The sequence below is a fragment of the Thiocapsa bogorovii genome, from assembly GCF_021228795.1.
GTDB classification, from domain to species: Bacteria; Pseudomonadota; Gammaproteobacteria; order Chromatiales; family Chromatiaceae; genus Thiocapsa; species Thiocapsa bogorovii.
Genome location: NZ_CP089309.1, coordinates 4,052,586 through 4,075,607 on the forward strand (window position 1 = coordinate 4,052,586; position 23,022 = coordinate 4,075,607).

The window sequence follows — 23,022 nt, forward strand, 5'->3', positions numbered from 1 at the left end:
ATGACCGCCGAGTCGATTCGGGTCCGCGGCCTGGTTCAGGGCGTGGGCTTTCGGCCCACCGTCTGGCGGTTGGCCCGCGCGTGCGGTCTGCGCGGCGATGTGCGGAACGACGGTGAGGGCGTGTTGATTCGGCTGAGCCCCGGCGTCGCCGGGGATGGTGCCGGCGTCAGCGGTTTTCTGAAGCGTCTGCGCGAGGAATGCCCGCCGTTGGCCCGGATCGATGCGATCGAGCGGCGTCCGATCGATGAGCCGCAGGCGTTGGCGGACCTCGCGCGGCGGCAAGACTTCGTCATCCTGGAGAGCGCGTCGACCGCCGTGCATACCGGCATCGTTGCCGATGCCGCGACCTGCGCGGCCTGTGTCGCCGAGATCCGGGATCCCGCCAATCGGCGCCATCGCTATCCCTTCACCAATTGCACCCACTGCGGGCCGCGTCTGAGTATCGTCGCCGGCATCCCCTACGACCGTGCCCGGACCAGCATGGCCGCCTTTCCCATGTGCCCGGACTGCGCGGCTGAGTACAAGGATCCCGCGGACCGACGCTTCCATGCACAGCCCAACGCTTGTACTGTCTGTGGCCCCAAAGTTTGGCTTCAGGATTCCGCGGGGTGCGTCCTGGATCCCACGACGTTCGGTGCCCAGGATGCCATCGCCGCGGCAAGCGGGTTGCTCGCCGAGGGGCGGATCCTCGCCATCAAGGGCATCGGCGGCTTCCATCTCGCGTGCGATGCGACCAACCCCGATGCGGTCGCCGAGCTGCGTCGGCGCAAGCGGCGCTATGCCAAACCGCTCGCGCTCATGGCGCGCGATCTGGATGTGATCCGGGGCTATTGCCGTGTGCCCGGGCGGGATGCGGAGCAGCTTGCCGAGCTGCTCTCAGGTCCAGGTGCGCCGATTCTGCTCTTGGATCGGATCCGCTCGGATGGGGCGGAGCAGGGCGGCGATCCGCGGCGACCCTTGGCGCCGGATGTCGCGCCCGGTCAGATGACCTTGGGGGTCATGCTGCCCTACAGTCCCATCCACCATCTCCTCCTGGAGGACTGGGATCGGCCCCTGGTGATGACGAGCGGCAATCTGAGCGAGGAGCCCCAGTGTATCGACAACGCCGATGCGCTCGGCCGGCTCGGGCAGCTGGCCGATGTCCTGCTGCTGCACGACCGGGCGATCCTCAACCGGGTCGACGACTCGGTGGTTCGGGTGATGGCGGGGACGCCTCGCCTGCTCCGGCGTGCACGCGGCTATGCCCCCACACCCTTGCCCCTGCCGCCCGGCTTCGAGGCCGCACCGCCGCTCTTGGCGCTCGGCGGCGAGCTCAAGAACACCTTCTGTTTGGTCCGCGACGGTCAGGCGATCCTCTCCCAGCATCTCGGCGATCTGGAGGACGCCAAGACCGCACGTGAATTCGAACGGACCCTCGCCCTCTATCTCGACCTCTTCCAGGTCGTTCCCGAGGCGCTCGCCGTCGATCTGCACCCGGACTACCGGTCCAGCCTGACCGGGCGTGACCGAGCGGCGCGCGACGGTCTGCCGCTGATCGGGGCGCAGCATCACCACGCCCATCTCGCCTCGACGCTGGCAGACAACGGCTGGCCCCTGGATGCCGGGCCTGTGCTCGGTATCCTGCTCGACGGACTCGGCTACGGCAGCGACGGCACACTCTGGGGCGGCGAGTTCCTGCTCGGGGACTATCTGGATTTCCGACGGCTCGCCCATCTCAAAGCAGTGGCCATGCCCGGCGGGACGCGCGCGATCCTGGAGCCCTGGCGCAACCTCTATGCACACCTGGAAAGCGCCGGCGGTTGGGCGACTTGGCGTGCGCGCTTCGCCGGGCTCGAGCCGATCGAGCGGCTCGACGCCAAACCGCTCGGGATTCTAAACACACTGATCGCGCGTGGCCTCAACGCACCGCTCGCGAGCTCGACCGGGCGCCTCTTCGATGCAGTCGCCTCGGCGCTGGGCGTCGGCGGCGAGATACTGACCTACGAAGGGCAGGCCGCCACCGCCCTGGAGTCGCTGGCCGCCGACGCCATGGTACGGGTCGGCGACGGCTATCCGTTCGAGCGATCGAGCGGGCCAACCGGCGAAATGCTTGATCCGGCGCCGCTTTGGGACGCCTTGCTTGCCGACCTCTCCCGCGGCCGTCCACCCGAAGAGATCGCCGCAGCCTTCCACGTTGGACTCGCGACGGCGCTCGGTACGCTGGCCCTCGATCTGGCGAGCCGTCACGGTCTCTCGACCGTCGCGCTCTCCGGTGGCGTGTTCCAGAACCGACTGCTCCTCGAATCCGTCACAAGTGGACTTGAAGCCGCCGGGCTCCGGGTTCTGTTGCAGCGCCAAGTGCCGGCCAACGACGGGGGGATTTCGTTTGGCCAAGCGGCGGTTGCGGCGGCGCGGGTCTTGAGCGGCAGTCTTGGGGCCTGAGCGCGACAATGGGATTGGTCACTTGGCTTCAGCGTGTGGCTACGACATCCAGTGCGGCGCGGAGTATGTCGGCGGTTTGCGGAATGACCAATCTCCCCGTGGGCGACCCATCCGCATCGAAAATGACCACGACGCCATCCTCCATCCCGTGTCTCCGGGCAAAGGCCTGTCCATCAGGATGGCCGAGATGGGCCGCAAGAAATACGACCCTGCCCTCGTACTCCGGCCGAATGGTGTTGATCAGGTCCATCACCTCGGCGCCGGCGAGATAGTTGACGTCGCGGGCGATGACCAGAGCCGGGGTCCCTTTGCCGATGGCCGACAGGTCCGTAGGAAAGGCCCCGCGAGGGAGTAGCGTCAAGAGCAGCACCAGCGCACCGACGACCACCGACACGGTGATCAGCACTCTGGGCCAGCGCGATTTTCCCGGTGCGGGCTTTGTCGTGTTCTCCATCGATCCACCTCTCTGTACCTACGGCCTTGGGGCCGGCAACTGCGTTGCAGCGATCCGTCCGGGACGGCCGCGATATCTACGGCGGCCTCGCCGAAGGCACCAGTGACCTTTGGCGCCGAACAGGCCTGTGCGGCGGTTTGAGCGAGGCTCCCCAAAAGGGAGTGTCCCGCAAGATGACGATCGAGAACGGCGACGCCCCGGTGCAGGACCGGAGGGTCGTTCTCGACAACGACAACGATGAGGTTCGTTGATCAATTGCCTGACGACAGGGTGCTGATCCTAGCAGCTCGGGTGCGATAGACTGAAATGGAGTCCGCGCCATCGGGCCTGACGCGAGAACGATACCACGCCGCTAACCCACGCCGAGTCCGCCATGCCACGTCCGATCCGTGCCCGCATCCATCTCGATGCGGTGCGCCATAACTACCGTCGAGCCAAAGCCATGGCGCCGGGTGCGCGAGCGCTCGCAGTCGTCAAGGCCAATGCTTACGGGCACGGCGCGGTGGCGGTCTCGCGTGCCCTCGCCGAGGAGGCCGACGGTTTCGCGGTTGCCTATCTCGAGGAGGGGCTGGAATTGCGAGAGTCCGGTATCCGTGCGCCCATCCTCCTGTTGGACGGGATCTTCTCGCCCGACGAGATGACAATCCTGGATCGGGCCCGCCTGACTCCGGTGATCCACAGTCGGCTTCAACTCGAGTGGCTACTCGCCGCGCGGCCCGAGCATCCGCTCGATTGCTGGATCAAGATGGATTCCGGGATGCACCGGATGGGTTTCGCGCCGGAGGATTTTGCCGCGGCTTATGCGGAGCTTGCGGATTGCCGGCATGTGCGAAGCTTGGTCTTGATGTCGCACTTCGCTCGCGCCGACGAGCCGAATCATGACTACACCGCGCAGCAGATGCGGGTCTTCGAAGAGGCCACTGCAGCGATATGCGCGCCCCGCAGTCTCTCGAACTCGGCCGCCGTGTTCGCCTGGCCGCGTGCGCACGGCGACTGGATCCGCCCGGGGATCATGCTCTACGGCGCCTCACCGTTCGAGGGCGCGCGAGGGTCGACTGCGTCGCTGCGACCGGCGATGACGCTGGAGTCCGCGCTCATCTCCGTGCGGGAGCTCAGCCCCGGCGAGCCGGTGGGCTACGGCGGGCGCTTTGTCTGCGAGCGTGCGACCCGGGTCGGGGTCGCCGCGATCGGTTATGCGGATGGCTATCCGCGTCATGCTCCGGACGGGACGCCGGTCGCCGTCAAGGGCCGCATGACCCGTATCGTCGGCCGTGTTTCCATGGATCTCGTGACCCTTGATCTGACGGGGATCGCGGATGCCGCGATCGGCGATCCGGTCGAGCTTTGGGGGGGGCAGGTCTCGGCCAACGCGGTCGCCGAGGCGAGCGGGACGATCGCCTATCAACTCTTCACGAACATCAGCAGACGCGTCCCCTTGATCTACGAGGATGGCTAGTACCTCGTTCCCGAGTGTAGTCACTGGTCGTGCCTCCAGTAGGCGTCGAAGTGTCCCTGAGGTGGTCGAGCTTGTGTCCACGGTCGTCGGGGAGTGCTGGCGGACGTTCGCTTTGACGAGAGTCGTGTGCGGCGGCTCGCGCTCGAAGCCGACAGCCAGATCCATGGCGGCGGCCCGCCGAGTTGAGTGCCGGGGTGTCTGTCGGGAGACGCCTCCGGAGATCGGTCCGCACGGCCTCGATCTTCGGGCCGGCATCAATCAAGCCCGTCCTCGGTGAGCACGAGTTGAAGCTTTGCGACATCGGACAGATCACCGACCAGGCGGCGTTCTGTGTTCGGGGCCCGAATAACCAAGGTCGGCGTCACCAAGATCCGGGCGATGTCCGCAACGTCCGGATTTGCGAGCACATCGATGATCTCGACCCGATGCGGCTTCATCAGCGCCGCCTCGGCGAATCGGATAACGCGATCGCGAACGGCCTTTGTTTGTTCGGAATCGCCGGCGATGAAGAGCTGGACCACGAACAAGGACTCCGTCTTTGCCTCGCTCGTCATGGTGCCGCCTTCCCGGTCGGATCGACCACGCCGCCGCCGAGGATCCCTCGCGCGATGATTCGAATTTGCTCGGCCCCGAGCGGCTTGCGCGCGAGCTCGAACGTCAGCCCCTCGTCGCGCACCGCGCGCAACTCCTGCATGAATTCCTGATGGAATGCCGTGACGATGTAGATCAGAGCCGAAGGATCGTCCGCGAGCACCGAACGCATGACGTCCACACCGGACATGCCGGGCATGTGCAGGTCCAGAAAGATCAGATCGGGACGCCGCTCTCGGACCAATGCGAGCCCTTCGGCACCGCTGGCTGCGGCGAAGATCTCGTAGCCCTGCTCCTCGCCGAGTGCGAGTGAAAAGGCATCGCGAATGCTTTCCTCGTCATCGATGATCAAAATGCGGTGCGCCATATCAGCCTCGTTCAGCTTGGTTCGGTCTTGCGGACAGTTCCGGTTGCTTGAGATCCGGAGACAAGGGTACCGCGTCTCTCGCGATGTCTTCTTCGAGCGGCGGCAGACTCAGCACGAAGCTGGCGCCGCGGTCGCCTTGGACATAGTTCAAGGTGCCGCCGCCGCCTTCGATCAGACGCCGTGCAATGGCGAGTCCGAGACCGGTCCCTTCACCGTCCGCTTTGGTGGTGAAGAAGGGTTCGAAGATGCGGCCGCGGAACGGCTCGGGCACGCCCGGCCCCGTGTCCTCGACGGCGAGTTCGATCCGGTGCTTGGCCGCGCGCCCGGTGATCAGGATGCGCTTCACCGGGGCGTCCTTCAGCGCATCGACCGCATTCAAAATCAGGTTCAGCAGCACCTGACGCAGCAACTCGTGCTCGCCGAACACCTCGCGCAAGTTTTCGGGCACACGGTTTTCCGCGTCGACCCCGGCGCGCTTCAAGGCAGGCAAGGCCAGCTCCAAGGTGCTGGACACCAGCTCGGTCGGTTTGATTGCCGCGCGGCGCTCGGTGCGCTTGCGCCCGAAGCTGAGCAGGTTCCCGGTCACGCGCGATGCGCGCAGGATGTCGCGCTCCGCCTTGTCGAGCCACCCGACCAAGGCGTCTCCCAGCGGCTCCCCGGTAAGCTTGACGCGTACGTGCTGGACGTAATTGAGCGCGCCCATCAAGGGGTTGTTGAGCTCGTGGCTGACGCTGGCGACCAGCTTGCCCAGCGTGGCCAGACGCTCGGTATGCGCCATCTCGTCGCCGGCATCGTAGAGCTGCTGAACGGCCTGTTCCAATCTCGCTTTGGCCTGGTTCAACTCGGCTGTTCGCTCGTCCACACGTTGTTCCAAGATCTCGTTCGCCGTGGCCAGGGCGGCCTCGCTTGCGCTGAGGCGTCGAGCCTTGAGCGCAACCTGTTCGGTCATGTGGTCGAAGCCACGCGCCAAATCCCCGAGCTCATCTCGGCGACCTCGATCGACTCGGTAGTCGAGATCACCCGCCGCTACGCGATCGAAGCCCTGGCGTAATTCCGCCAAGGGCCGCGACAGATTGCGCCACAGCAACCACAGCAGCAAGGCGGTCACGAGGAACGCCGAGACATTGACGGTCACCACGATGAAGCCGGTCCGGCGCAAATCGGCGAACGCGGATTCACGCTTCGCCGCTCTGCGTTCTTCCAGCCAGGAGGTGAGATCACGGCTGCGGGTCAAGACTTGCGTTGCCAGTCTCGCCCGCAACAGGGCGGTATCGGCATCGTCCTGCTCCGCCGGGCCAAGCGCGACCACCCGATCGAACAACTCGCCCAGCTTGCGCTGCCTCTCTTCGACATCCTCGACAAACGAGGGCCCCATGCTGTTTCGGCAGCATCCCTTGCTGTCCAGCGATGCGGCCAAAGAGGCCTGGCGCATCCGCCATTGCGATCGAACCCGTTCGCTGGGATACAGCAAGAGTTCGCTGGACAGGACCGAAAGCTCATGCGCGCCCGCGACCAAAAGCGCCAGGTCCGCCTGCGCCTGTGCCAGCTCCGCCCGCCCGCGCTGCTGCTGGATACCGGCGAGGGTCATCAAGCCGAGTGTCCCGAGGATCAGTGCGGCGGTTATGCCGAGCTGCGTGCGGATTCGCATGGGAGATGCAAGGCTGCAAGCGGCTCGGTCATCGGATCAGGGTCACCGCACGCGGACGTTCGCCGTCCAGAGGGCCGGTGTCGATGATGTCGAGATAGTTCGGCATGTCCGCGGGCGGCAACAGGCCGGCGTGCAACGCCCAGCGGGCCTCCTCTTCCAGCAACAGCAACAGTCCCTGATCGAGACGCACGCTCAACTCCATGCCCGACCAGAGATCGGCGACCTTCTGCAAGGGAACTCCCAACCGCGCGGCAACGAGTGCCTGAGCTGCCGCCGGTTCGTCGCGACAGTAATCTTCGGCAGCGAGCATGGCACGGATTACGGCGCCCAAGAGCTCGCCACGCTCGCGAGTCGTAGCCTCGTCGGTGACCAAGAGCTCGTGTTGGACGTAGAGACCCGGTGCGGAGAAGACCAGCACGTCCTCTCCGATCAAGGTGCCTGCCTCGGTGACAAAAGGCTCGCGCATCGAGAAGGCGTCGATTCGACCCTCCGCCAAGGCCCCGGGCAACTCCTCCGGCGTCAGATAAACCAATCGATTCGGGGCGTGCATCCGGTGGTCCAGACTGAAGAGGTGCCAGAAAAAATGCACCGCCGACCCGCGCTGCGTGGCGACACGCCGCCCGGCGAGATCCTCGGGAGCAGTGATCCCGAGGCTGCGTCGGGCAACAACCCGGTTGACGTTGTCGGAGGAGAACAGGGAGGCGATGACACGCACCGGCTCCCCCTCGAAGCCCGCCAGGGCAACGGGTACGTCGGCGACGCTGACAAGATCCTCGCGGCCGACCAGCAACCCGTCGCTCAGCGCACTTCGGCCGCTGGGATACTCCGTGACCACGGGCGCGATGCCCACGTCGGCGAAGGCACCCGTTTCCAGCGCGACAATTAGGAGCGCACTGCTCGGCTGCAGCGGCAGACCGAGCCGCACGGTTTCCGAATCCTTCGAAAGCGGCGTGGCCTTCTCGCAACCCGCCATCAGGATCAATAGACCGCCGAGCAGAAGGGTGCAGAGCGTCGCCGCCCGGGAGCGCCGACCTGGCAAGGCGGTACCTTCGATCCGGGCGTGCCTGTCCGGCGCGATGCTCATCGGATCGGCTGCCGATTCATTCCGCAGCCGGAACGAGTTCGAGTCCGAGCAGCAGGTTTTCCTTTTCCGTCAGGTCACCGATGATTCGCAACAGCGGCGGCGGCAGTGACTTGATCAGGGTCGGCGTGGCGATGATCTCAGCCTCTTCCGCCGCATCCGGGTCTTCCATGACGTCGATGACCTCCATCCGGTAGCGACCCTCGAGCTCCTGCTCGCAGATCGACCGGAGGTTCTCGATGGCGTGCGCGCTTCTCGCGTTGCTTCCGGAGATGTAGAGCCGCAATGTGTATTCGCGCATGGTCGTTCGACGATCCTCAAGCGGGGTGATGGAGGTTCGCGACGGGCCGAAACCTCTATTCGGCGGTTCGGCGATCCAATCGGTCAGCCGAGTGCGCCGCCCTCAGGAGCATTCTCACAGTCTGCGACGCCCCCACGGGGTGGCCCAAAAGCCAACCCTGTGCATAGTCGCAATGATAGTCCTTCAAGAGAGCCAAATGGGTTTCCGTTTCGACCCCCTCGGCGATCACGCGTTTGTTCAGGCTGTGAGCCATACTGACGATGCCGGCCACCAACAAGGCATCGGCGTGGCTGTTGGCGATGTCCGCGACAAAACTGCGGTCGATTTTGATTGCATCGAAGGGCAACTTTCTCAACAGTCCGAGCGACGACCAGCCGGTCCCGAAGTCGTCCATGTGTAGCCAAACGCCGAGCCGGGAGAGCCGCTCCAACGCGACGGTGCCGGCGTCCTCGTCGTCGATGACCGCCGTTTCCGTCAACTCCATGGTCAGGAGATCCGGTTGGATCGCAAAACGCAACAGGATTCTCTGGACCAGGTCAGGGAATCGGCGGTCGACGAGTTGAACCGCGGAGACGTTCACGGCGACCGGCACAGGCTTCAGACCGGCGTCTTGCCAGGTCGCAAGCTGCGCGCAGACCTGCTCGACGACCCAAAGGCCGACCTGCTTGATGCCTCCGTTGTTCTCCAGCACGGGGATAAATCGCTCGGGCGGGACGTCTCCCAAATCCGGGCTTTTCCAGCGCAGCAGCGCCTCCATTCCGGTCATTGTTCGGTCGGAGACGCGGACGATGGGTTGATAGACAAGGTGCAGCTCGCCGCGCTCGAGCGCGACGTGCAGAAGCTGCTCCAAACGCAAGGCAGCAACATCCTCCTTCTCCATGGATGCAGCGAACAGCCTGAAATGATCGCTTCCGCTGCGTTTGGCCGCATACATCGCGCTGTCGGCGCGCCGCAGCAAGGTGTCGGCATCCGTCGCGTCGCTCGGATAGAGTGCGACCCCGATACTGGAACCGACGAAGAGGTCGGTGTCGCACACACGGAAGGGCTTCGACAAACAATCCTGCAACTTGGCTGCGACCGCTTCCAGGTCGCCGGGGCTCTTGAGACCCTCCACGAGCGCGCAAAACTCGTCGCCGCCCAGTCGCGCGACCGTGTCCGAGGCGCGGAGACACCGACTCAGACGCTGCCCGAAGGCGCGCAGGATTTCATCTCCGGCGTCGTGGCCCAGACCGTCGTTGATGGCTTTGAATCGGTTCAGGTCCATGAACAAGAGGGCGACACCCTCGCCGTCCCGCCGTGCCCGTTCCAAGGCGCGCTCGAGCCGCTCGTGAAACAGCCTGCGATTGGGCAACCCGGTGAGCATGTCGTGCAGCGACAAGAATCGTGCGGTCGCCTCTGCATCCTTCAACTCGGTCACGTCGTGCAGCATGACGAGATACGCCGGCTGGCCTTCCCATTCGGTCTCGGTCGCACTCATCTCGGCCGTGCCGCGGCTGCCGTCCTTGCGCCGGACTGCCACTTCCGCGCGCAGTTGGCCGGCGGGCATCCCGAACTGCTCTCCGATCAGTTCGTCCACGTGACGATCGAGCAGGATCTGAGCCGCATCGTTGGCGAAGCAGATGCTGCCGTAGCGGTCCAGAACGAGGATGCCTGCCCGGTTCAACTCGACCACACTGCTGAAGTTGCGCTCGGTGCGCTCGAGGGCATGCTTGAGCCGATGGCTCTCCGTGATGTCACGAATCACAGCAAGCCCGAACCATCGACCGGCGACCTTGACCGAGGACAGCGACAGTTCCACCGGGATCGGTCCGCCGTCTCGGTGAACGCCCTTCAGCTCGAGCGTGCGACCGAGTGCTGCGCCCTCCCCGGTCGATTCAAACCGCTGCATCGCGACCAAGGCGTCGGTCCTGGTACCGGGTGGGGCCAGCAGACAATGAACGTCGCGACCCATGATCTCGTCGGATGAGTGGCCGAAGATGCGTTCAGCGGCCTGATTCCATCGCAGGATCCGGCCCTGGCGATCGATCAGGACGATTGCATCTTGGGCCGAAGCCAACAACTCTTCGAAGACGGCATGATCCAGCGCATCACCGAAACCTCCGTGATCCGATTTGCTCTTAGGGCGCGGGCTCATGCGCTTCATCCCGCTCTCTCGTCATCCATTCCAAACGTCCATGGTTTCTCGGCTCTCGGGCTCGGTGCCGGCGAGAGCATCGAGGTGCGGCGGGGCAAACTATCGATCTCCCTCGTGACACTAGATCTTCATTGCACTCCGCGCAAGGACCAGGATGCGCAGGCCGAAACCCCATGTGGCCGCCTCGCCGAGCTCGTCGACCGGCACGCGGTTGGTCGTGAATCCGACTTGCCGCAGAAGCAAGGCGTGCTGGGAATGCTGCTGTCGAACCTCACCCGGGGGGAACGGCGAATGCCCGAGTATACAGACGCGGGGTGTGCCTGCGGTGGGTGTCGGAGCGGCAGGAAGGTGGTCGAGTCCGTTTCGAAGGTCCGCCTCTAAGGTCTTGCCACGCGCGCGGAAGGATCGCATAATGCGCGCCGCTCTCGGATGGGCCCCTTTTCGATAGGGTCCGGAGGGCACGTGTTTGGCCACAGAGGCTTGCTCTTGTATGGACAGTCGGAGTCGACAGCAGACGGGCGTGAAGGTCGACCAGGACCCCGAGTGCGCGTTGCATCAGCGTCTCTCGGACGAGCCCTCCAAGACGGTCACCTGACCCTACAATCGGCTCGACCGGACGTGCAGCAACCTCGCGGGCACGCACGGGAGAGCATCCATCGGATCCAAAAGCCAACCGCCTCCAGCCACGCAGCGGCGGCCTAGGGAATTCCGACATCCAGCCGCGATTGGTCTTTGGCTTTCTCCGGCCATTGCGGTTCATGGACCTCTCGCGCTGCACCGTTCGAGACTCCAGCGTCCGATTGAGTGCCGGCGGTTGCCGGTTTTGGTTGTCCCGGTCTTGTTCGTCGATGCGCTCCTGCGTCGGCGGCGATGGTCCGGGCTCGATGATTCTTCGAGCGTGCTCTGCAGTGTCGAGGAGAATCCGGTGATGGATTTGATGAATAACATCTTGAATCGTACTCAGCAGGCCCCCGCCTCCGTGCGGTCCGAATCGCGTTCCGACGAGTCTTCGGATCAGGACGTTGTTACGGTGCGTCGCGCCTGTGGTCGCGGCGAGTACGACGCGGCGCGTCTGCGGTTTCTGCGCTTGCGCGAGCCTTCACAGGTCCGGCTCTTGGAGGATATCCCGCGATCCGAGGCCGTGCGTCTTGCCGGGGGGCTCCCGTCCTACACGGTGGCGCGTCTGTGCGAGCGGGTGCCCAAGACCTTGCGTCGGGCGATCGTGCGAGCGTTGCCCGAGGTCAAGCGGCACGGCGTGTCGGTCATCCTCGACTATCGGCGCCGCATCTAGTAGGAGTGTTTCAGTCACGGGCGCACGCGGCGGAAGCGCCCTTCGTGGGCCCGCGGCGGGCTCCGACCTGAATCCGCGCTGATGGCTACTACCATCCTCCTCACCCAACGGTAAATTATGGATCGCTTTGTCCCCGGCCAGCGCTGGTTGAGCGAGACACAAGGGGAGCTCGGCCTCGGGCTGGTGGTCGCCGTCGATGGGCGTCGCGTTCAGATCGCCTATCGTGCGACCGGGGAGGAGCGTATCTATGCGCTCCCGGATCCGCCGTTGGTGCGTTTGGAGTTGACTCCGGGCGAGCATGTCCGCGATCGAGAGGGTCGGGACCTGACAATCCTCTCGGTCACGCGCGATGCGGGCCTTGTCACCTATCGCTGCGAAGACCTCCAGGGTGCCGTCGTCGCGCTTCCCGAGTCCGAGCTCGACGACCGACTCAGGTTCAACCGTCCGCATCAACGACTGATGTCCGGTCGCCTTGATCCCGATCATTGGTTCGATCTGCGCTGGCGGACCTGGTTATTGGGCATGCGGGAGGCGGACTCGCCGGTGCGAGGTCTGGTCGGCGCACGGGTCGGTCTGATCCCGCATCAGCTCGAGATCGCCGCCGAGGTGGCGCGGCGCGATGCCCCGCGCGTGCTTCTGGCCGACGAGGTCGGGCTCGGCAAGACCATCGAGGCTGGCCTGATCCTGCATCGCATGCTCCTGACCGGGCGTGCGCATCGGGTGCTTGTGATTGCGCCCGAGCCCCTGCTTCATCAATGGCTGGTGGAGATGCGGCGCCGCTTCAGCCTGCGCTTCGCGCTCTTCGATCAGGAGCGCTTCGAGTCCATCTCCGAGCCCAACCCCTTTCTCGCCGATCAGCAGGTCCTCTGCAGTCTCGACTGGATCATCCGGTCGGATGCGGCACGACGGGCGCTCGTCGAGGGTCAATGGGACGTCCTGGTGGTCGACGAGGCACACCACCTGGATTGGTCGGAAGCCGCCGCCAGCCCGGAGTATCGCCTGGTCGCCGACCTGGCCGACCGCACCCCGGGCGTGCTTCTGCTGACCGCGACACCGGAGCAGCTGGGTCGCGCCGGTCATTTCGGCCGGTTGCGGCTTCTCGATCCGCAGCGCTTTCGAGACTATGCGTCCTTCCTCGCCGAGGACGCGAGTTATGTGCCCGTTGCGGCGGCCGCCGCGCATCTGCTCGACGGGCGGACGCTCGGCGACGCCGATCGGGCACTCATCACCTCGCTCTTGGGCGATCTGGATGGGCTGGATACGGAGACCATTCTCCAGCGGCTACTGGACCGCCACGGGACCGGCCGGGTCATGTTCCGAAACACGCGCGCGTCCATCCCGGGTTTTCCGGGGCGCGATCTGCTGTCTTATCCCTTGCCGGAGCCCGCCACCTACCGGGCGCTGGCGAGCGACGCGGCCGCACGGTTTGCACCCGAGCGTCTGCTCGGGCCCGCGTGGTCGGAGATCGACCCGCGCGTCGACTGGCTCATCGATCTTCTGCGACGGCTTCGCCCCGAGAAGCTGTTGCTCATCTGCACCGCGGCCGAAACGGTCTTGGATCTGCGGGATGTGTTGCTGCGCCGCGCCGGCATCCACGCGGCCGTCTTCCACGAGGAGATGGAGATCCGCGAACGCGATCGGGCGGCGGCCTATTTCGCGTCCGCCGAGGACGGGACACAGATCCTGCTCTGCTCGGAGATCGGCAGCGAGGGGCGCAACTTCCAGTTTGCCCACCATCTGGTGTTGTTCGACCTGCCGCTGGACCCGGATCTGCTCGAGCAGCGTATCGGGCGGCTCGATCGGATCGGGCAGACCCGTCGGGTGCAGATCCATGTCCCCTATCTCGCGGGCGGCCCGGGCGAGGTCCTGTTCCGGTGGTATGCCGAGGGTCTGAATGCCTTCTCGGCCATCTGTCCCGCCGCGCCGGCGGTGTACGCGCGGCTCCGCGAGGACTTGATTGCGGCGCTCGCGGATCCGCAAGGTACCGACACCCTGATCGCAGAGGCTCGCGCGCTGAGTGCACGCATGAATGGTGAGCTAGCTGCGGGGCGCGACCGTCTCCTTGAGCTGCACTCACACCGTCCCGAGCGATCCGCCGCCTTGGTCGAGGCCATCGAGCGGGCAGAGGACGACGGTGATGTGGCCGACTATCTCAAGCGTTTCTGGGACGGTTTCGGTGTCGAGCACGAGTCGGCGCCCGGGCACGCGTTGGTGGTGCGCCCGGGCGCGCACATGCTCCAGGAGACCTTCCCCGAACTGCCCGAAGAGGGCCTGACCCTGACCTTCGACCGGGGCGCCGCGCTTTCGCACGAGCACTGGGAGTTCATGACCCGCGAGCACCCGATGGTCCTTGCGGCCATGGAGCTTCTGACCGCCTCCGATCTCGGAACCTCGGCCCTGACGATCGTCCGCGATGGACGCTTCAAACGCGCCAGCCTGCTGCTCGAAGCGCTCTACGTCGCCGAGTGTCAGGCCCCGGCGCATCTCGAGGCAGGCCGATTCCTGCCGCCGACCCTGCTGCGGCTCCTGATCGACGAGTCCGGCGATGATCTGGCCGAGACGATCCCGCATGAGGACCTGCAGGGCCACTGTCTCAACCATAACCACAAGCTCGCCCGCACCTTGCTGGAGTCGCGGGGCGAACGCCTGGTGTCCATGATCGAGACCGGCGAGCACTTGGCCCGAGCGGCCGAGGTTGACCTGCGTCGGGATGCGGCCGCGCGGATGCAGACCCTGTTGGGCGAGGAGCTTGACCGTCTACGCGCCTTGTCGCGGGTCAACCCCAATGTGCGCCCGGAGGAGATCGCCGCGCTCGAGGACCGACGCGAACAGCTCGCGCAGGCGCTGGCGAAGACCGAACTGAGACTGGATGCGCTCCGGCTGATCGTGACCGGTTGAACCGCTTGAACCGCTTGAACCGCGTCCGGCGCGACATGTCATTTCAGCACAGGTCTGCGGAGGCGTTGGCTTCCGATGAACGTCGGAGTCGACGCGGTTCAAGGAACTAGGGTGATTTCCGGGAAAGGATCTCCCGGGCGCAGGATGGCCGTCCTCACACGTCAAACCGCGATTGACCGCTCGGGACGCGATTCAGAAGCCGAGACCGATGCCGCCGCCGATCCCCCCGAAACCCCCGCTGCCGAATCCGATCCCGAGGTAGGGGGTCAGGCGGGGCGTCCACCCGGCTCTGTCATCGGCGGCCGCGTCGGGCCAGAGACGCACCACGGCGTCGTCCAGGACGGGAAAACGGTAGCTTGCCTCGCCCACCTGACCGTCGCGCACGCCTGCGACGCGGCCGGTGACCGTGATGCGGCGGCCCGTGCGATAGTCCGATGGCTCCAGGAAGCCTGTCTGGCGGGCGATGAACCGACCGATGGGTTGTCCGCTCGTCGTCGGCTTCCCGCAGCGATCGAGCCGGTAACCGATCGTTTCGATCTCGGTTTCTCTGGCGAGGTTGCGGGTGTCGGCGATCACGCCTCCCCAGGTGACGACCGCGCCTTCGCCTTGACCGAGCGCACCGACACTCTCGGGCGTCAGTCCCGAGGCGCCGACCGGCTCGACACAGCCTTGCCGGGTTGCACAACCGGCGAGCATCGCGAGCCCCAGGACAAGCCCTGCGAGCGCACATGCAGTCTGCCCGCCGCCGCCGAGCCCGGACAGGCGTCGTCGCGCGCGGAGAACCTTCGGCCAACCCTGGCTTGATCGTGGGTCGATGCTCATATTCGCGTCACCTCAATACCAGGGGCCGTACCAGGGTCCGAGCCAGGGCCCGAAGTAGGGGCCATACCAGGGGCGATACCAGGGGTAGTCGTATGGCCACGGGGTGGTGACGGTCGGCGGGTCCGGCCAGAGATACCAGACATCGCCCGCGACGACCGGATAGGGATAGGGGTACTCACCGACATCGCGGGTCTCCACCCGGACCAATGGGCCCACCACCGTCAACCGACGTTGTTGCGGATACTCCGCGGGGTCCTTGAAGCCGGGCAACTCGACGATGAAGCGCCCCAGGCCGCCGGCGGTGCCGTCGGGCTCGCCGCTGCTGTTCAGAGGTCGAGCGAGCACCTCTATCCCGGTGGTGTCGCGGGCGTTGTGCACGCCCAAGATACTCCCTCCCCAGCGCGCGCGTTGTCCGATGAAGGTCTCGGGCCGTTGCTGCACCTCGCTCACGGCGGGCGAGGGCAGCGCCGGGTCGCGAATCGACTCGGGCACGCGGCTGGTGGCACATCCGCCGAGCAGCAGTAAGCCGACGACGGCGATCCGGAGTGTTTGGAGTCGAGGCGTCAGGACGCGGGCCGAATCGCGGTCGGTCCGCCGACCCGAAGCCGGACCGGAAGGGCCCGCGCCGCCGGCGGCGCCCCGGGCGTTACGGATGGCTGTGCTTGCCGGAGCGGCGCTCACGGTAGACCTCGAGCTCGTCGGCGGAGAGCGGCCGGGCCTCTTCCTCGAGCATCACGGGGATATCGTCGCGAATCGGATAGGCGAGCTGCGCCGAGATCGAGATCAGCTCTCCGCGCGCCTTGTCGAAGATCAGCGGGCCTTTGGTGACGGGGCAGACGAGGATGTCGAGCAGTTGTTTGTCCAGCATGGTGGATCTCCGCAAGGCTGTGATGATGAGGCGCGTCCTAATGGTGCCGGTTCGGACGCAGCCCCGAATGGATGTCCGCTGGACTGTCCGGTCGCGTGTCGGTCCGGACCCGAACGGCCGCCCTAAGGTCGATCTCCGATTCTACCGCCCCGGGAGGAGGCACAACCAGCGGAGGTTGTCCGCGATCCGTTGAAAAGCCGGCGGCGTCGCTGCATCTCGTCAACGTTGGGCTTGCCGCAGAGCACGGCGGTCTACCACGATTCCCCAGCGCCGGCATCGCTGTCCTGCGCAGGTCCGCCCCGGTCGTCACTCAGCCCGAGATCCTATGCATCCTTCAGATAAAGTCCCCGTTGGGCAGCAGCAAGCCGGTCTCCTCGGTGCGGTCATCGCTCCCGTTGTCGTTGCTGTGATCGCGGTGTGCCTGTTGGCGGTTGGGCTTCTGAAACTCGAATCCGCCACTCACGGGTTGTCGATCGTCCAGGTGCGCGAGGCCGGCGTGCCCATGACACTGTATCGGCCTGCAGGCCATGCGCCGGCCCCGGTCGTGGTGATCGCCCACGGGTTCGCGGGGTCGCGTCAAATGATGCAGGCCTATGCGGTCACCTTGGCACGAAACGGCTATATCGCCGTAACCTTTGATTTCCCGGGACACGGGCGAAATTCCACGCCGTTTGTTGCGAATCTGGAGGATCAAGAGGCGCGTTTGCGCGTCCTGACGAATGCGCTTGCGCCGGCGGTGGCTCTGGGCTTGCGACAGCCCGAAGCGGACGGCCGACTCGCCTTGCTCGGGCACTCGATGGCGGGCGATGTTCTGGCGCGCTTTGCTGAGTCAGCGGAGGTCCCGGTCGCGGCCTGCGTGCTCGTCTCACCCTACCTCTCGGCGGATACGGACACGGCGTCCCTGCGCAATGTGCTCTTCGTCTATGGTGACCTGGAGCCCGAGATGCTCCACGCGCAGGGGCGTGCAGCCATCGGCGAGGCAACGGGAGGCGAGGTCGACGCGGGACGGACCTACGGCGACCCGGATCACGGCAGCGGGCGGCGTCTCGTGCTCGCGCCCGGTGTCGAGCACATCGGGGTGCTCTATGCGGAGAGCGCGCTGGCCGAGTCGCTGGCCTGGCTCGACGCGACGTTCGCGCGCACCGGAAGCGGCTTCGTCGATCGTCGCGGCACGGGTCTCGGGCTTCTGTTTCTCGGCATTCTCGCCCTCGGCTGGCCCTTGTCACGGCTCCTGCCACGAGTGGCCGACCGGCCCCTCGGCGCGGGGCTGAGCTGGCGGCGGTTACTGCCGGTTGCGATCGCGCCGGCCGTGCTGACCCCGCTTATCCTCTGGCAGGTCCCGAGCGACTTCCTTTCGATCATGCTCGGCGACTACCTGGCGCTGCACTTCGCCGTCTACGGCATCCTGACTGCGCTCGGCGTGTGGGTGATGCGCCCGGCGGTACCGGTCCGGCAAAGCTCGGTGAGCAAATCGGCGATGTCGATCGCGATTCTCGCCGCCTCGGTCTATGCAACACTCGCCTTTGCCGTGCCGACGGATCGGTTCGTGACCGCCCTGCTTCCGGGCTTGGAGCGCGTGCACTTGGTGCTTGCGATCCTCGTCGGAACGCTCGTCTATTTTCTCGCCGACGAGTGGGCGACCCGTGGGTCCGGTGCGGCGCGGGGTGGATATTGGTTGACCAAAATCCTCTTCTTGTTCTCGTTGCTCGCCGCAGTCGCGCTGAATCTGAACGAGCTGTTTTTTTTGGTCATCATTGTGCCGGCGATACTCGTGCTGTTCTTGATCTACGGGCTCCTGAGCGGCTGGGTGTACCGCCGTACCCGCCACCCGGCGGTCGCTGCCGTTGCGAATGCGATCGCATTCGCTTGTGCCGTCGCCGTCACCTTTCCGCTCGTCGCGGATTGATGACCCCAATAACCCTGTTTATGGCGAGGATTCGAGCCAGGCGGGCGAGAAGTTGTCCGAAATTTTTGATCCTGCGCAGGCTACTCTTGAATTGTGCTTTCGCGTAAACTACCAAAAGCGCTAAGGTTTACTGGAGCTGCGACACCGACCGCAGCCTGTGCCTTGGGTCACCACAGAAAATCCGGCCTCCTGGCCGAATCGCCTCGAGCCACCACGTTTATTACCACGTTACTATCGACCGGAGGAGCTTTACCATGGTCGCATTCGCCGAATTACACGCGCAAAACCACAAGATTACGGAGCTCTCGAATGTCTTTCTCTATTTGGTTCGAGACCGTTCAATGTGCGATACGGATGTTACCTGCGACGTCTTCTTCGATCTGACCAATCGCGTCAAGGAACATATGGAGCTTGTCGATCGGGAGATCTGCAGTCAGCTCATCTCCAATCCCGATCAAAAGATCAAGAACACCGCGAATCGTTTTCTCTCCGGCTCGACCGAGATCAAACGCATCTTCAATGCTTATGTGAAGCAATGGTGCTCGCAGAAACGTCGCTCCTTGACCATCGATGATCATCCCTCGTTTCTACAGGACACCGAGCAGATGTTTGCGCTGGTGATGGATCGTATTCAGCGCGAGACGGAGCATCTGTATCCACTGATCCGTAAGCTCGGAGAGGCAGAAAAGCAGGTGGCGTAGCGGGGCAGGGCGACGACGCGGAGCGGATGTCATGAGTTTGGTCGCGGGTCAGGTGGACAAGCGCAGCGCAGTCCACCAAATCCCAACGCCGACGTGGGCGGACTGCGCTGCGCTTGTCCACCCACCGCTCCAATCGGCGACGTGATGGGGTTTAGCGGCGAGGCGATCGAAAACCCAGACGCGCTAGTTCCGGCGCAGCGACGCGATCCAATCCTTTTGAGCTTCGCGTCGGCGTCGCTGTTCGAGTGCCGACCGAATCTTGGCCCGCGCCTGCTCGAAGTCCACCGATCTTTCCGGCTCGATACCCTCGCAGAGCAGAAGATGAAAGCCGATGTCGGATTCCAACGGCCCACTCATTTCCCCTGCCTGTAACCCAAATAGTCCTTTGTCCAGCTGCGGGAAGAGTTGTCCCGGCCTCACGCGTCCGAGGTTCCCGTCCTCTGTTGCCGTAGGACACTCGGAATGCCTTCGGGCCAGCTCGCCGAATCGCTCGGTATGACCCTTCAGGTCTGCCGCGATCCGTTCGATCCGCGCGCGCGACGCGTCGCGAGTGTTCTCCGGATAGTCGTCGTTGACGGTAATAAGGATGTGGCGTGCAGCGCGGTGCTCCGGTGTCAGGAAGCGCTCGCGATGCAACTCGTAGAAGAGCCGCTCATCAACCTCGGTGATCGGTTCTGCGTAGCTGCCAACACGCTGCATCACGGCGTCGAAGGTGAGCTCGCGCAGGAGCGCACGGCGCATGGTGTCCTCGTCCAGACCGTTGCGGGCCATGTCCTCTTCGAAGTCGTCCGTGTCGGGATAGCGGCCCCGCAGCTCCCCGAGTGCGTCCTCGATTCGCTGCTCCGGTACGACCGCGTCTAGCGCCTCGCACGATGAAAGCACCAGGCTTTCCAGGTCGAAGGTCCGGCGGGCCTGGCTTTCGACCTCGGCCATACGCCGTGCGTCAATGCTGACCAGATCGCATTGAAAACGCTCGAACGCCGCGCGCAGCAGGTGATAGCGATACTCGCCGTCCATCGACGAGACCGGCGATTGACGAAGGGATGTCGTTGTCACGGCGCTTCGACCTCCGACCCCGGCCTGTCCGGGGTATCGCTCTGGATAGCGGCGGACTCGATCAACGCGGATTCGGGCACCTGAAGCGTCGGCCTATCGGCGAAATGGACCTCGTAGGCGACTCCGGCCGGATGATCCCGAAGCACACGCATCACCTCGCCGATCTCCCCGGCCTCGACCAAGACCTCGCCCCGAATGCCGAGCGGCACCCGGCTGGCGACCTTCTCGCGTGCCTCGAAGCGGCTTGGTGTCCAGGGTGCCGAGGCGGCTTGAAGCTCCTCCTCGCGGCAGCCCACGACCAAATCATGTTCCAGGAAATGCACCGAGTAGATGATCTGGTCTTGAAGAAAGGTCCCGATGTCGCGGACGAAGCCGGTGCTGCCGCGTCGGATCAAGAGGGTTCCGGTCTGGCGCCCCGGAAAGGTGCCGTCGTTGCGCACATTGCGCACGACGCGCACCTCGTCGCCATACTCAAAGCCGGGCCGCATCGGGCATTTGCTCCGTCAGATCGCTGAGCGCGACCCGCACGCTTTTGGGCTCGTTCATTCGAAAGACGCGGAAGACCTTCTCGGTCGCGGCATCGGAGATCACGAAATCGCGATAGGCCGACTTTAGGAGATCCGCATACAGGGCACGACGGGCGATCCCGGAATCGGGCATCTCATCGACCTGCTCCAAGTAATCGTGAAAGCGCTGAAGGATATGCAGGCGATTGACATGAACGACGGCGGGATCGAAATCGATCTCGAAATAGGTCAGAAAGTCTTCGGCACTGGAGAGATCCTCGAGGTCGAGGTCGAATTCATCGTCGGTCATGGTCGTCTCCTTCATTGCAGTCTTGGTGGCATGATTGAGTCGCGGGTCTTTCTCACAAAACCGGGCGGTAGGGTGGACGAGCGAGAGTGAAGTCCACCGAGCCTCATGCCGGCGCCGGTGAACTGCGCTGCGCTTGTCCACCCTACCCATCGTCCTGACTTGTTCGCCAAGCCGGCGCTCGCATCGCTTGGCGCGGAGCGCCACGGGGCATGCGTGACACCGCAGAGCGGTTGTCACGAGTTTCATCTCTGAAAACTCTTTTCGATCCCTAAACCGCGTCCGGCACGATCCGACCGAGTTGCACCGAGCGTCTCGGTACGCTCGGCATCTCCCGTCGCACAGGACGCGGTTTAGCCCTTGAAGTACCGCACATTGTCGCCCGCGCCCTTGAGCGCGGATCGCGTCACCGCGGAACGCGCCATCGCATGCAGCTCGCCGATGCCGAGCCGATCGCTGGTGTCGACCTCGGCGATCTTTTCGAAACGTTTCAGTGCGCCCGCTGCGTCGCCGAGGCGAAACAGGAGGTATCCGGAGCCTTTCAACGCCAACAGCAGGAATCGCGTCAAGCTCATCGAGATGAGCACCGACTGCCCGAGATCGGCCTCGCGCAGGTCCCGCCAGTCGGTCGGTAGGTCGAGCCTGGCCGCGGTCAGCGCGATCGCACGGTCGGCCGTGATGAGGGCCTCGCGATATCTGTGCCGGTAGTAAAAATAGCGATAGAGCGCGACCAGGACGGTCAGGTGTTCCGGTTGGAGAAAATAGGCGAGCAGCAGCCGATCCTCTGCGGTGTCATCGCCGTAGCCTTCCGCCGCCTCGTCGAGGAGCCGCTCCACATCCGGCGAGACAGGCTCGTCGAAATACATGGGTTCGCCGTCGAAATCCAAGAGATCCATCGTGCGCGTCTCCTTCCGAGCTTATTGAACCCGAACGGCCAGCGGATTGCCGATTTCCGCGAGGAATCCCATCAACTCCAGTGCCTCGGGCGGGCGCTTGCTTTGGGTCGCGAAGCGCCGGACCAGGGGAAGGAGCCGATCGGCGTCATCGAGATTCAGATCGAAGCAGAGCAGATCAGCGTAGGCTTGGCGAATCGCGTGCCGTCCGGAATGCTTGCCGAGCACCAGGTGATGCTTGCGCCCGACGTCGGCGGGATCGATGCCTTGATAGTTCATCGGATCCTTCAACAGACCGTCGACATGGATGCCGGATTCGTGCATGAAGGCGCCGTCGCCGACCAAGCTCTTATGCCAGGCGACGGGCTTTCCAGAGGCCCGTGCGACCAGTCCGGAAAGCTCCGCGAAGGTGTGCAGGTCGATTCCGCTGTCGATACCGTGAAGGTGCTTGAGCCCCATCACGACCTCTTCGAGCGCGGCGTTCCCGGCCCGCTCGCCGAGCCCGTGGACGGTCGTGTTGAGGTGCGTCGCGCCGCCGCGGACCGCTGCCAGGCTGTTGGCGGTTGCCAGCCCGAGGTCGTCGTGGGCATGCATCTCGATCTCGATGTCCACCATGGCGCGAAGATCGCGCATGCGCTCGTAGACCGTGAAGGGGTCCATCAGGCCGACCGTGTCGGCGAAGCGGAAGCGTCGGGCGCCGGCGTCTTGAGCGGCCTCTGCGGCGAGCCAGAGAAGCTCCGGGTCGGCGCGCGAGGCATCCTCGGCACCGACACAGACCTCGAGCCCCATGTCGAGAGCGACCCCGACCTGGTGTCGGATCTGCGCGATGACCCAGGCACGATCGCGTCCGAGCTTGCGGGTAATCTGCTGGTCGGAGACCGGGATGGACAGATCCACCATGTCGACGCCCAGGTCGCGGCATTGCGCGATGTCCGCGGGGCGCATTCGGGTCCAGACCATCAGACGTGCCGAGAGCCCGAGCGCGGCGACGGCCCGGATCGACTCGCGCTCCTCTTCTCCCATCGCAGGGATGCCGACCTCGAGCTCGCGCACGCCGAGTGCGTCGAGACCGCGCGCGATCGCGAGTTTCTCCTCGATCGAGAAGGCGACGCCGGCCGATTGCTCGCCGTCGCGTAAGGTTGTGTCGTTGATCGTGACCTGTTGCGGTTCCATGCCCGGCTCCTCGAAGATGTCGAAGACTCCTTAAGCAAACAGCAAGCCATACTTGTTTATTCATAAAATCATGAACTTGAATCTGATCGATCGTGAGGTTGGCGGGTTTCCGACATGCCTGGCCGAGGCGGCCATGTCGCACAGACAA

Annotated in this window: 23 protein-coding genes; 6 read left to right on the forward strand and 17 right to left on the reverse strand. The window is 64.8% G+C overall.

The features are described 5' to 3' along the window. Window positions 1-2,421, forward strand: coding sequence for a carbamoyltransferase HypF (gene hypF / locus LT988_RS17955; protein ID WP_232406895.1), 2,421 nt, complete (start codon window positions 1-3; stop codon window positions 2,419-2,421). 28 nt (window positions 2,422-2,449) lie between these two features. On the opposite strand, the gene LT988_RS17960 is transcribed toward hypF, so the two are convergent. After that, window positions 2,450-2,875, reverse strand: a complete 426-nt coding sequence (locus LT988_RS17960) for a hypothetical protein (protein ID WP_232406896.1) — start codon at window positions 2,873-2,875, stop codon at window positions 2,450-2,452. A 373-nt stretch (window positions 2,876-3,248) separates the two neighbouring features. Between LT988_RS17960 and alr the strand changes: the two genes are divergently transcribed. Beyond that, the gene (gene alr, locus LT988_RS17965; RefSeq protein WP_232406897.1) at window positions 3,249-4,331 is read left to right on the forward strand and encodes an alanine racemase; all 1,083 of its coding nucleotides are present in this window, start codon (window positions 3,249-3,251) and stop codon (window positions 4,329-4,331) included. A 254-nt stretch (window positions 4,332-4,585) separates the two neighbouring features. On the opposite strand, the gene LT988_RS17970 is transcribed toward alr, so the two are convergent. The 7 genes from LT988_RS17970 to LT988_RS25315 form a co-directional block, all read right to left on the reverse strand. Continuing rightward, window positions 4,586-4,885, reverse strand: coding sequence for a circadian clock KaiB family protein (locus LT988_RS17970; RefSeq protein ID WP_232406898.1), 300 nt, complete (start codon window positions 4,883-4,885; stop codon window positions 4,586-4,588). Then, complete coding sequence (locus LT988_RS17975; protein ID WP_232406899.1) at window positions 4,882-5,289, reverse strand: response regulator; 408 nt, start codon at window positions 5,287-5,289, stop codon at window positions 4,882-4,884. The genes LT988_RS17970 and LT988_RS17975 overlap by 4 nt, the downstream gene beginning before the upstream one ends. Window position 5,290: 1 nt before the next feature. Beyond that, window positions 5,291-6,937 (reverse strand): sensor histidine kinase, encoded by a 1,647-nt coding sequence (locus LT988_RS17980; RefSeq protein ID WP_232406900.1) that lies wholly within the window; start codon window positions 6,935-6,937, stop codon window positions 5,291-5,293. 28 nt (window positions 6,938-6,965) lie between these two features. Continuing rightward, complete coding sequence (locus LT988_RS17985; protein WP_232406901.1) at window positions 6,966-8,021, reverse strand: ABC transporter substrate-binding protein; 1,056 nt, start codon at window positions 8,019-8,021, stop codon at window positions 6,966-6,968. A gap of 16 nt (window positions 8,022-8,037) precedes the next feature. Beyond that, window positions 8,038-8,319 carry a circadian clock KaiB family protein gene (locus tag LT988_RS17990; protein WP_232406902.1) on the reverse strand — a complete coding sequence of 94 codons (282 nt, stop codon included), beginning with the start codon at window positions 8,317-8,319 and terminating at the stop codon, window positions 8,038-8,040. Window positions 8,320-8,374: 55 nt separating this feature from the next. Next, window positions 8,375-10,453, reverse strand: a complete 2,079-nt coding sequence (locus tag LT988_RS17995) for a putative bifunctional diguanylate cyclase/phosphodiesterase (RefSeq protein WP_232406903.1) — start codon at window positions 10,451-10,453, stop codon at window positions 8,375-8,377. 120 nt (window positions 10,454-10,573) lie between these two features. Further along, window positions 10,574-10,696, reverse strand: a complete 123-nt coding sequence (locus LT988_RS25315; RefSeq protein ID WP_269752060.1) for a hypothetical protein — start codon at window positions 10,694-10,696, stop codon at window positions 10,574-10,576. Window positions 10,697-11,390: 694 nt separating this feature from the next. On the opposite strand from LT988_RS25315, the gene LT988_RS18000 reads away from it, so the two are divergent. Together LT988_RS18000 and rapA are read left to right on the forward strand one after the other, a co-directional pair. Further along, window positions 11,391-11,744 carry a magnesium and cobalt transport protein CorA gene (locus LT988_RS18000; RefSeq protein WP_232406904.1) on the forward strand — a complete coding sequence of 118 codons (354 nt, stop codon included), beginning with the start codon at window positions 11,391-11,393 and terminating at the stop codon, window positions 11,742-11,744. Window positions 11,745-11,861: 117 nt separating this feature from the next. Beyond that, complete coding sequence (gene rapA, locus LT988_RS18005) at window positions 11,862-14,642, forward strand: RNA polymerase-associated protein RapA (protein ID WP_232406905.1); 2,781 nt, start codon at window positions 11,862-11,864, stop codon at window positions 14,640-14,642. Window positions 14,643-14,834: 192 nt separating this feature from the next. Here the strand turns inward: rapA and LT988_RS18010 are convergent, their stop codons facing one another. From LT988_RS18010 to LT988_RS25320, 4 genes are all read right to left on the reverse strand, one after another. After that, a complete protein-coding gene (locus LT988_RS18010) occupies window positions 14,835-15,464 on the reverse strand; it encodes a Slp family lipoprotein (RefSeq protein WP_232406906.1) in 630 nt (209 codons plus the stop codon). A gap of 12 nt (window positions 15,465-15,476) precedes the next feature. Then, window positions 15,477-16,145 carry a Slp family lipoprotein gene (locus LT988_RS18015; protein WP_232406907.1) on the reverse strand — a complete coding sequence of 223 codons (669 nt, stop codon included), beginning with the start codon at window positions 16,143-16,145 and terminating at the stop codon, window positions 15,477-15,479. Beyond that, window positions 16,111-16,329 carry a Trm112 family protein gene (locus tag LT988_RS18020; RefSeq protein WP_093028450.1) on the reverse strand — a complete coding sequence of 73 codons (219 nt, stop codon included), beginning with the start codon at window positions 16,327-16,329 and terminating at the stop codon, window positions 16,111-16,113. The genes LT988_RS18015 and LT988_RS18020 overlap by 35 nt, the downstream gene beginning before the upstream one ends. 337 nt (window positions 16,330-16,666) lie before the next feature. Continuing rightward, the gene (locus LT988_RS25320; protein WP_269752061.1) at window positions 16,667-16,795 is read right to left on the reverse strand and encodes a hypothetical protein; all 129 of its coding nucleotides are present in this window, start codon (window positions 16,793-16,795) and stop codon (window positions 16,667-16,669) included. A 39-nt stretch (window positions 16,796-16,834) separates the two neighbouring features. On the opposite strand from LT988_RS25320, the gene LT988_RS18025 reads away from it, so the two are divergent. Beyond that, window positions 16,835-18,238, forward strand: a complete 1,404-nt coding sequence (locus LT988_RS18025; protein ID WP_232410611.1) for an alpha/beta hydrolase — start codon at window positions 16,835-16,837, stop codon at window positions 18,236-18,238. A gap of 254 nt (window positions 18,239-18,492) precedes the next feature. Then, a complete protein-coding gene (locus LT988_RS18030) occupies window positions 18,493-18,939 on the forward strand; it encodes a hypothetical protein (protein WP_232406908.1) in 447 nt (148 codons plus the stop codon). Window positions 18,940-19,122: 183 nt separating this feature from the next. Here LT988_RS18030 and nifM read toward each other — a convergent pair whose 3' ends face one another. The 5 genes from nifM to nifV form a co-directional block, all read right to left on the reverse strand. After that, window positions 19,123-19,995, reverse strand: a complete 873-nt coding sequence (gene nifM, locus LT988_RS18035) for a nitrogen fixation protein NifM (protein ID WP_232406909.1) — start codon at window positions 19,993-19,995, stop codon at window positions 19,123-19,125. Then, a complete protein-coding gene (locus LT988_RS18040; RefSeq protein WP_232406910.1) occupies window positions 19,992-20,483 on the reverse strand; it encodes a nitrogen fixation protein NifZ in 492 nt (163 codons plus the stop codon). The genes nifM and LT988_RS18040 overlap by 4 nt, the downstream gene beginning before the upstream one ends. Further along, complete coding sequence (nifW, locus tag LT988_RS18045; RefSeq protein ID WP_232406911.1) at window positions 20,467-20,811, reverse strand: nitrogenase-stabilizing/protective protein NifW; 345 nt, start codon at window positions 20,809-20,811, stop codon at window positions 20,467-20,469. Before nifW ends, LT988_RS18040 begins: the two co-directional genes overlap by 17 nt. Window positions 20,812-21,161: 350 nt before the next feature. Then, complete coding sequence (locus LT988_RS18050; RefSeq protein WP_232406912.1) at window positions 21,162-21,704, reverse strand: hypothetical protein; 543 nt, start codon at window positions 21,702-21,704, stop codon at window positions 21,162-21,164. A gap of 21 nt (window positions 21,705-21,725) precedes the next feature. Beyond that, window positions 21,726-22,874, reverse strand: a complete 1,149-nt coding sequence (gene nifV / locus LT988_RS18055) for a homocitrate synthase (protein WP_232406913.1) — start codon at window positions 22,872-22,874, stop codon at window positions 21,726-21,728. Window positions 22,875-23,022: the final 148 nt, after the last annotated feature.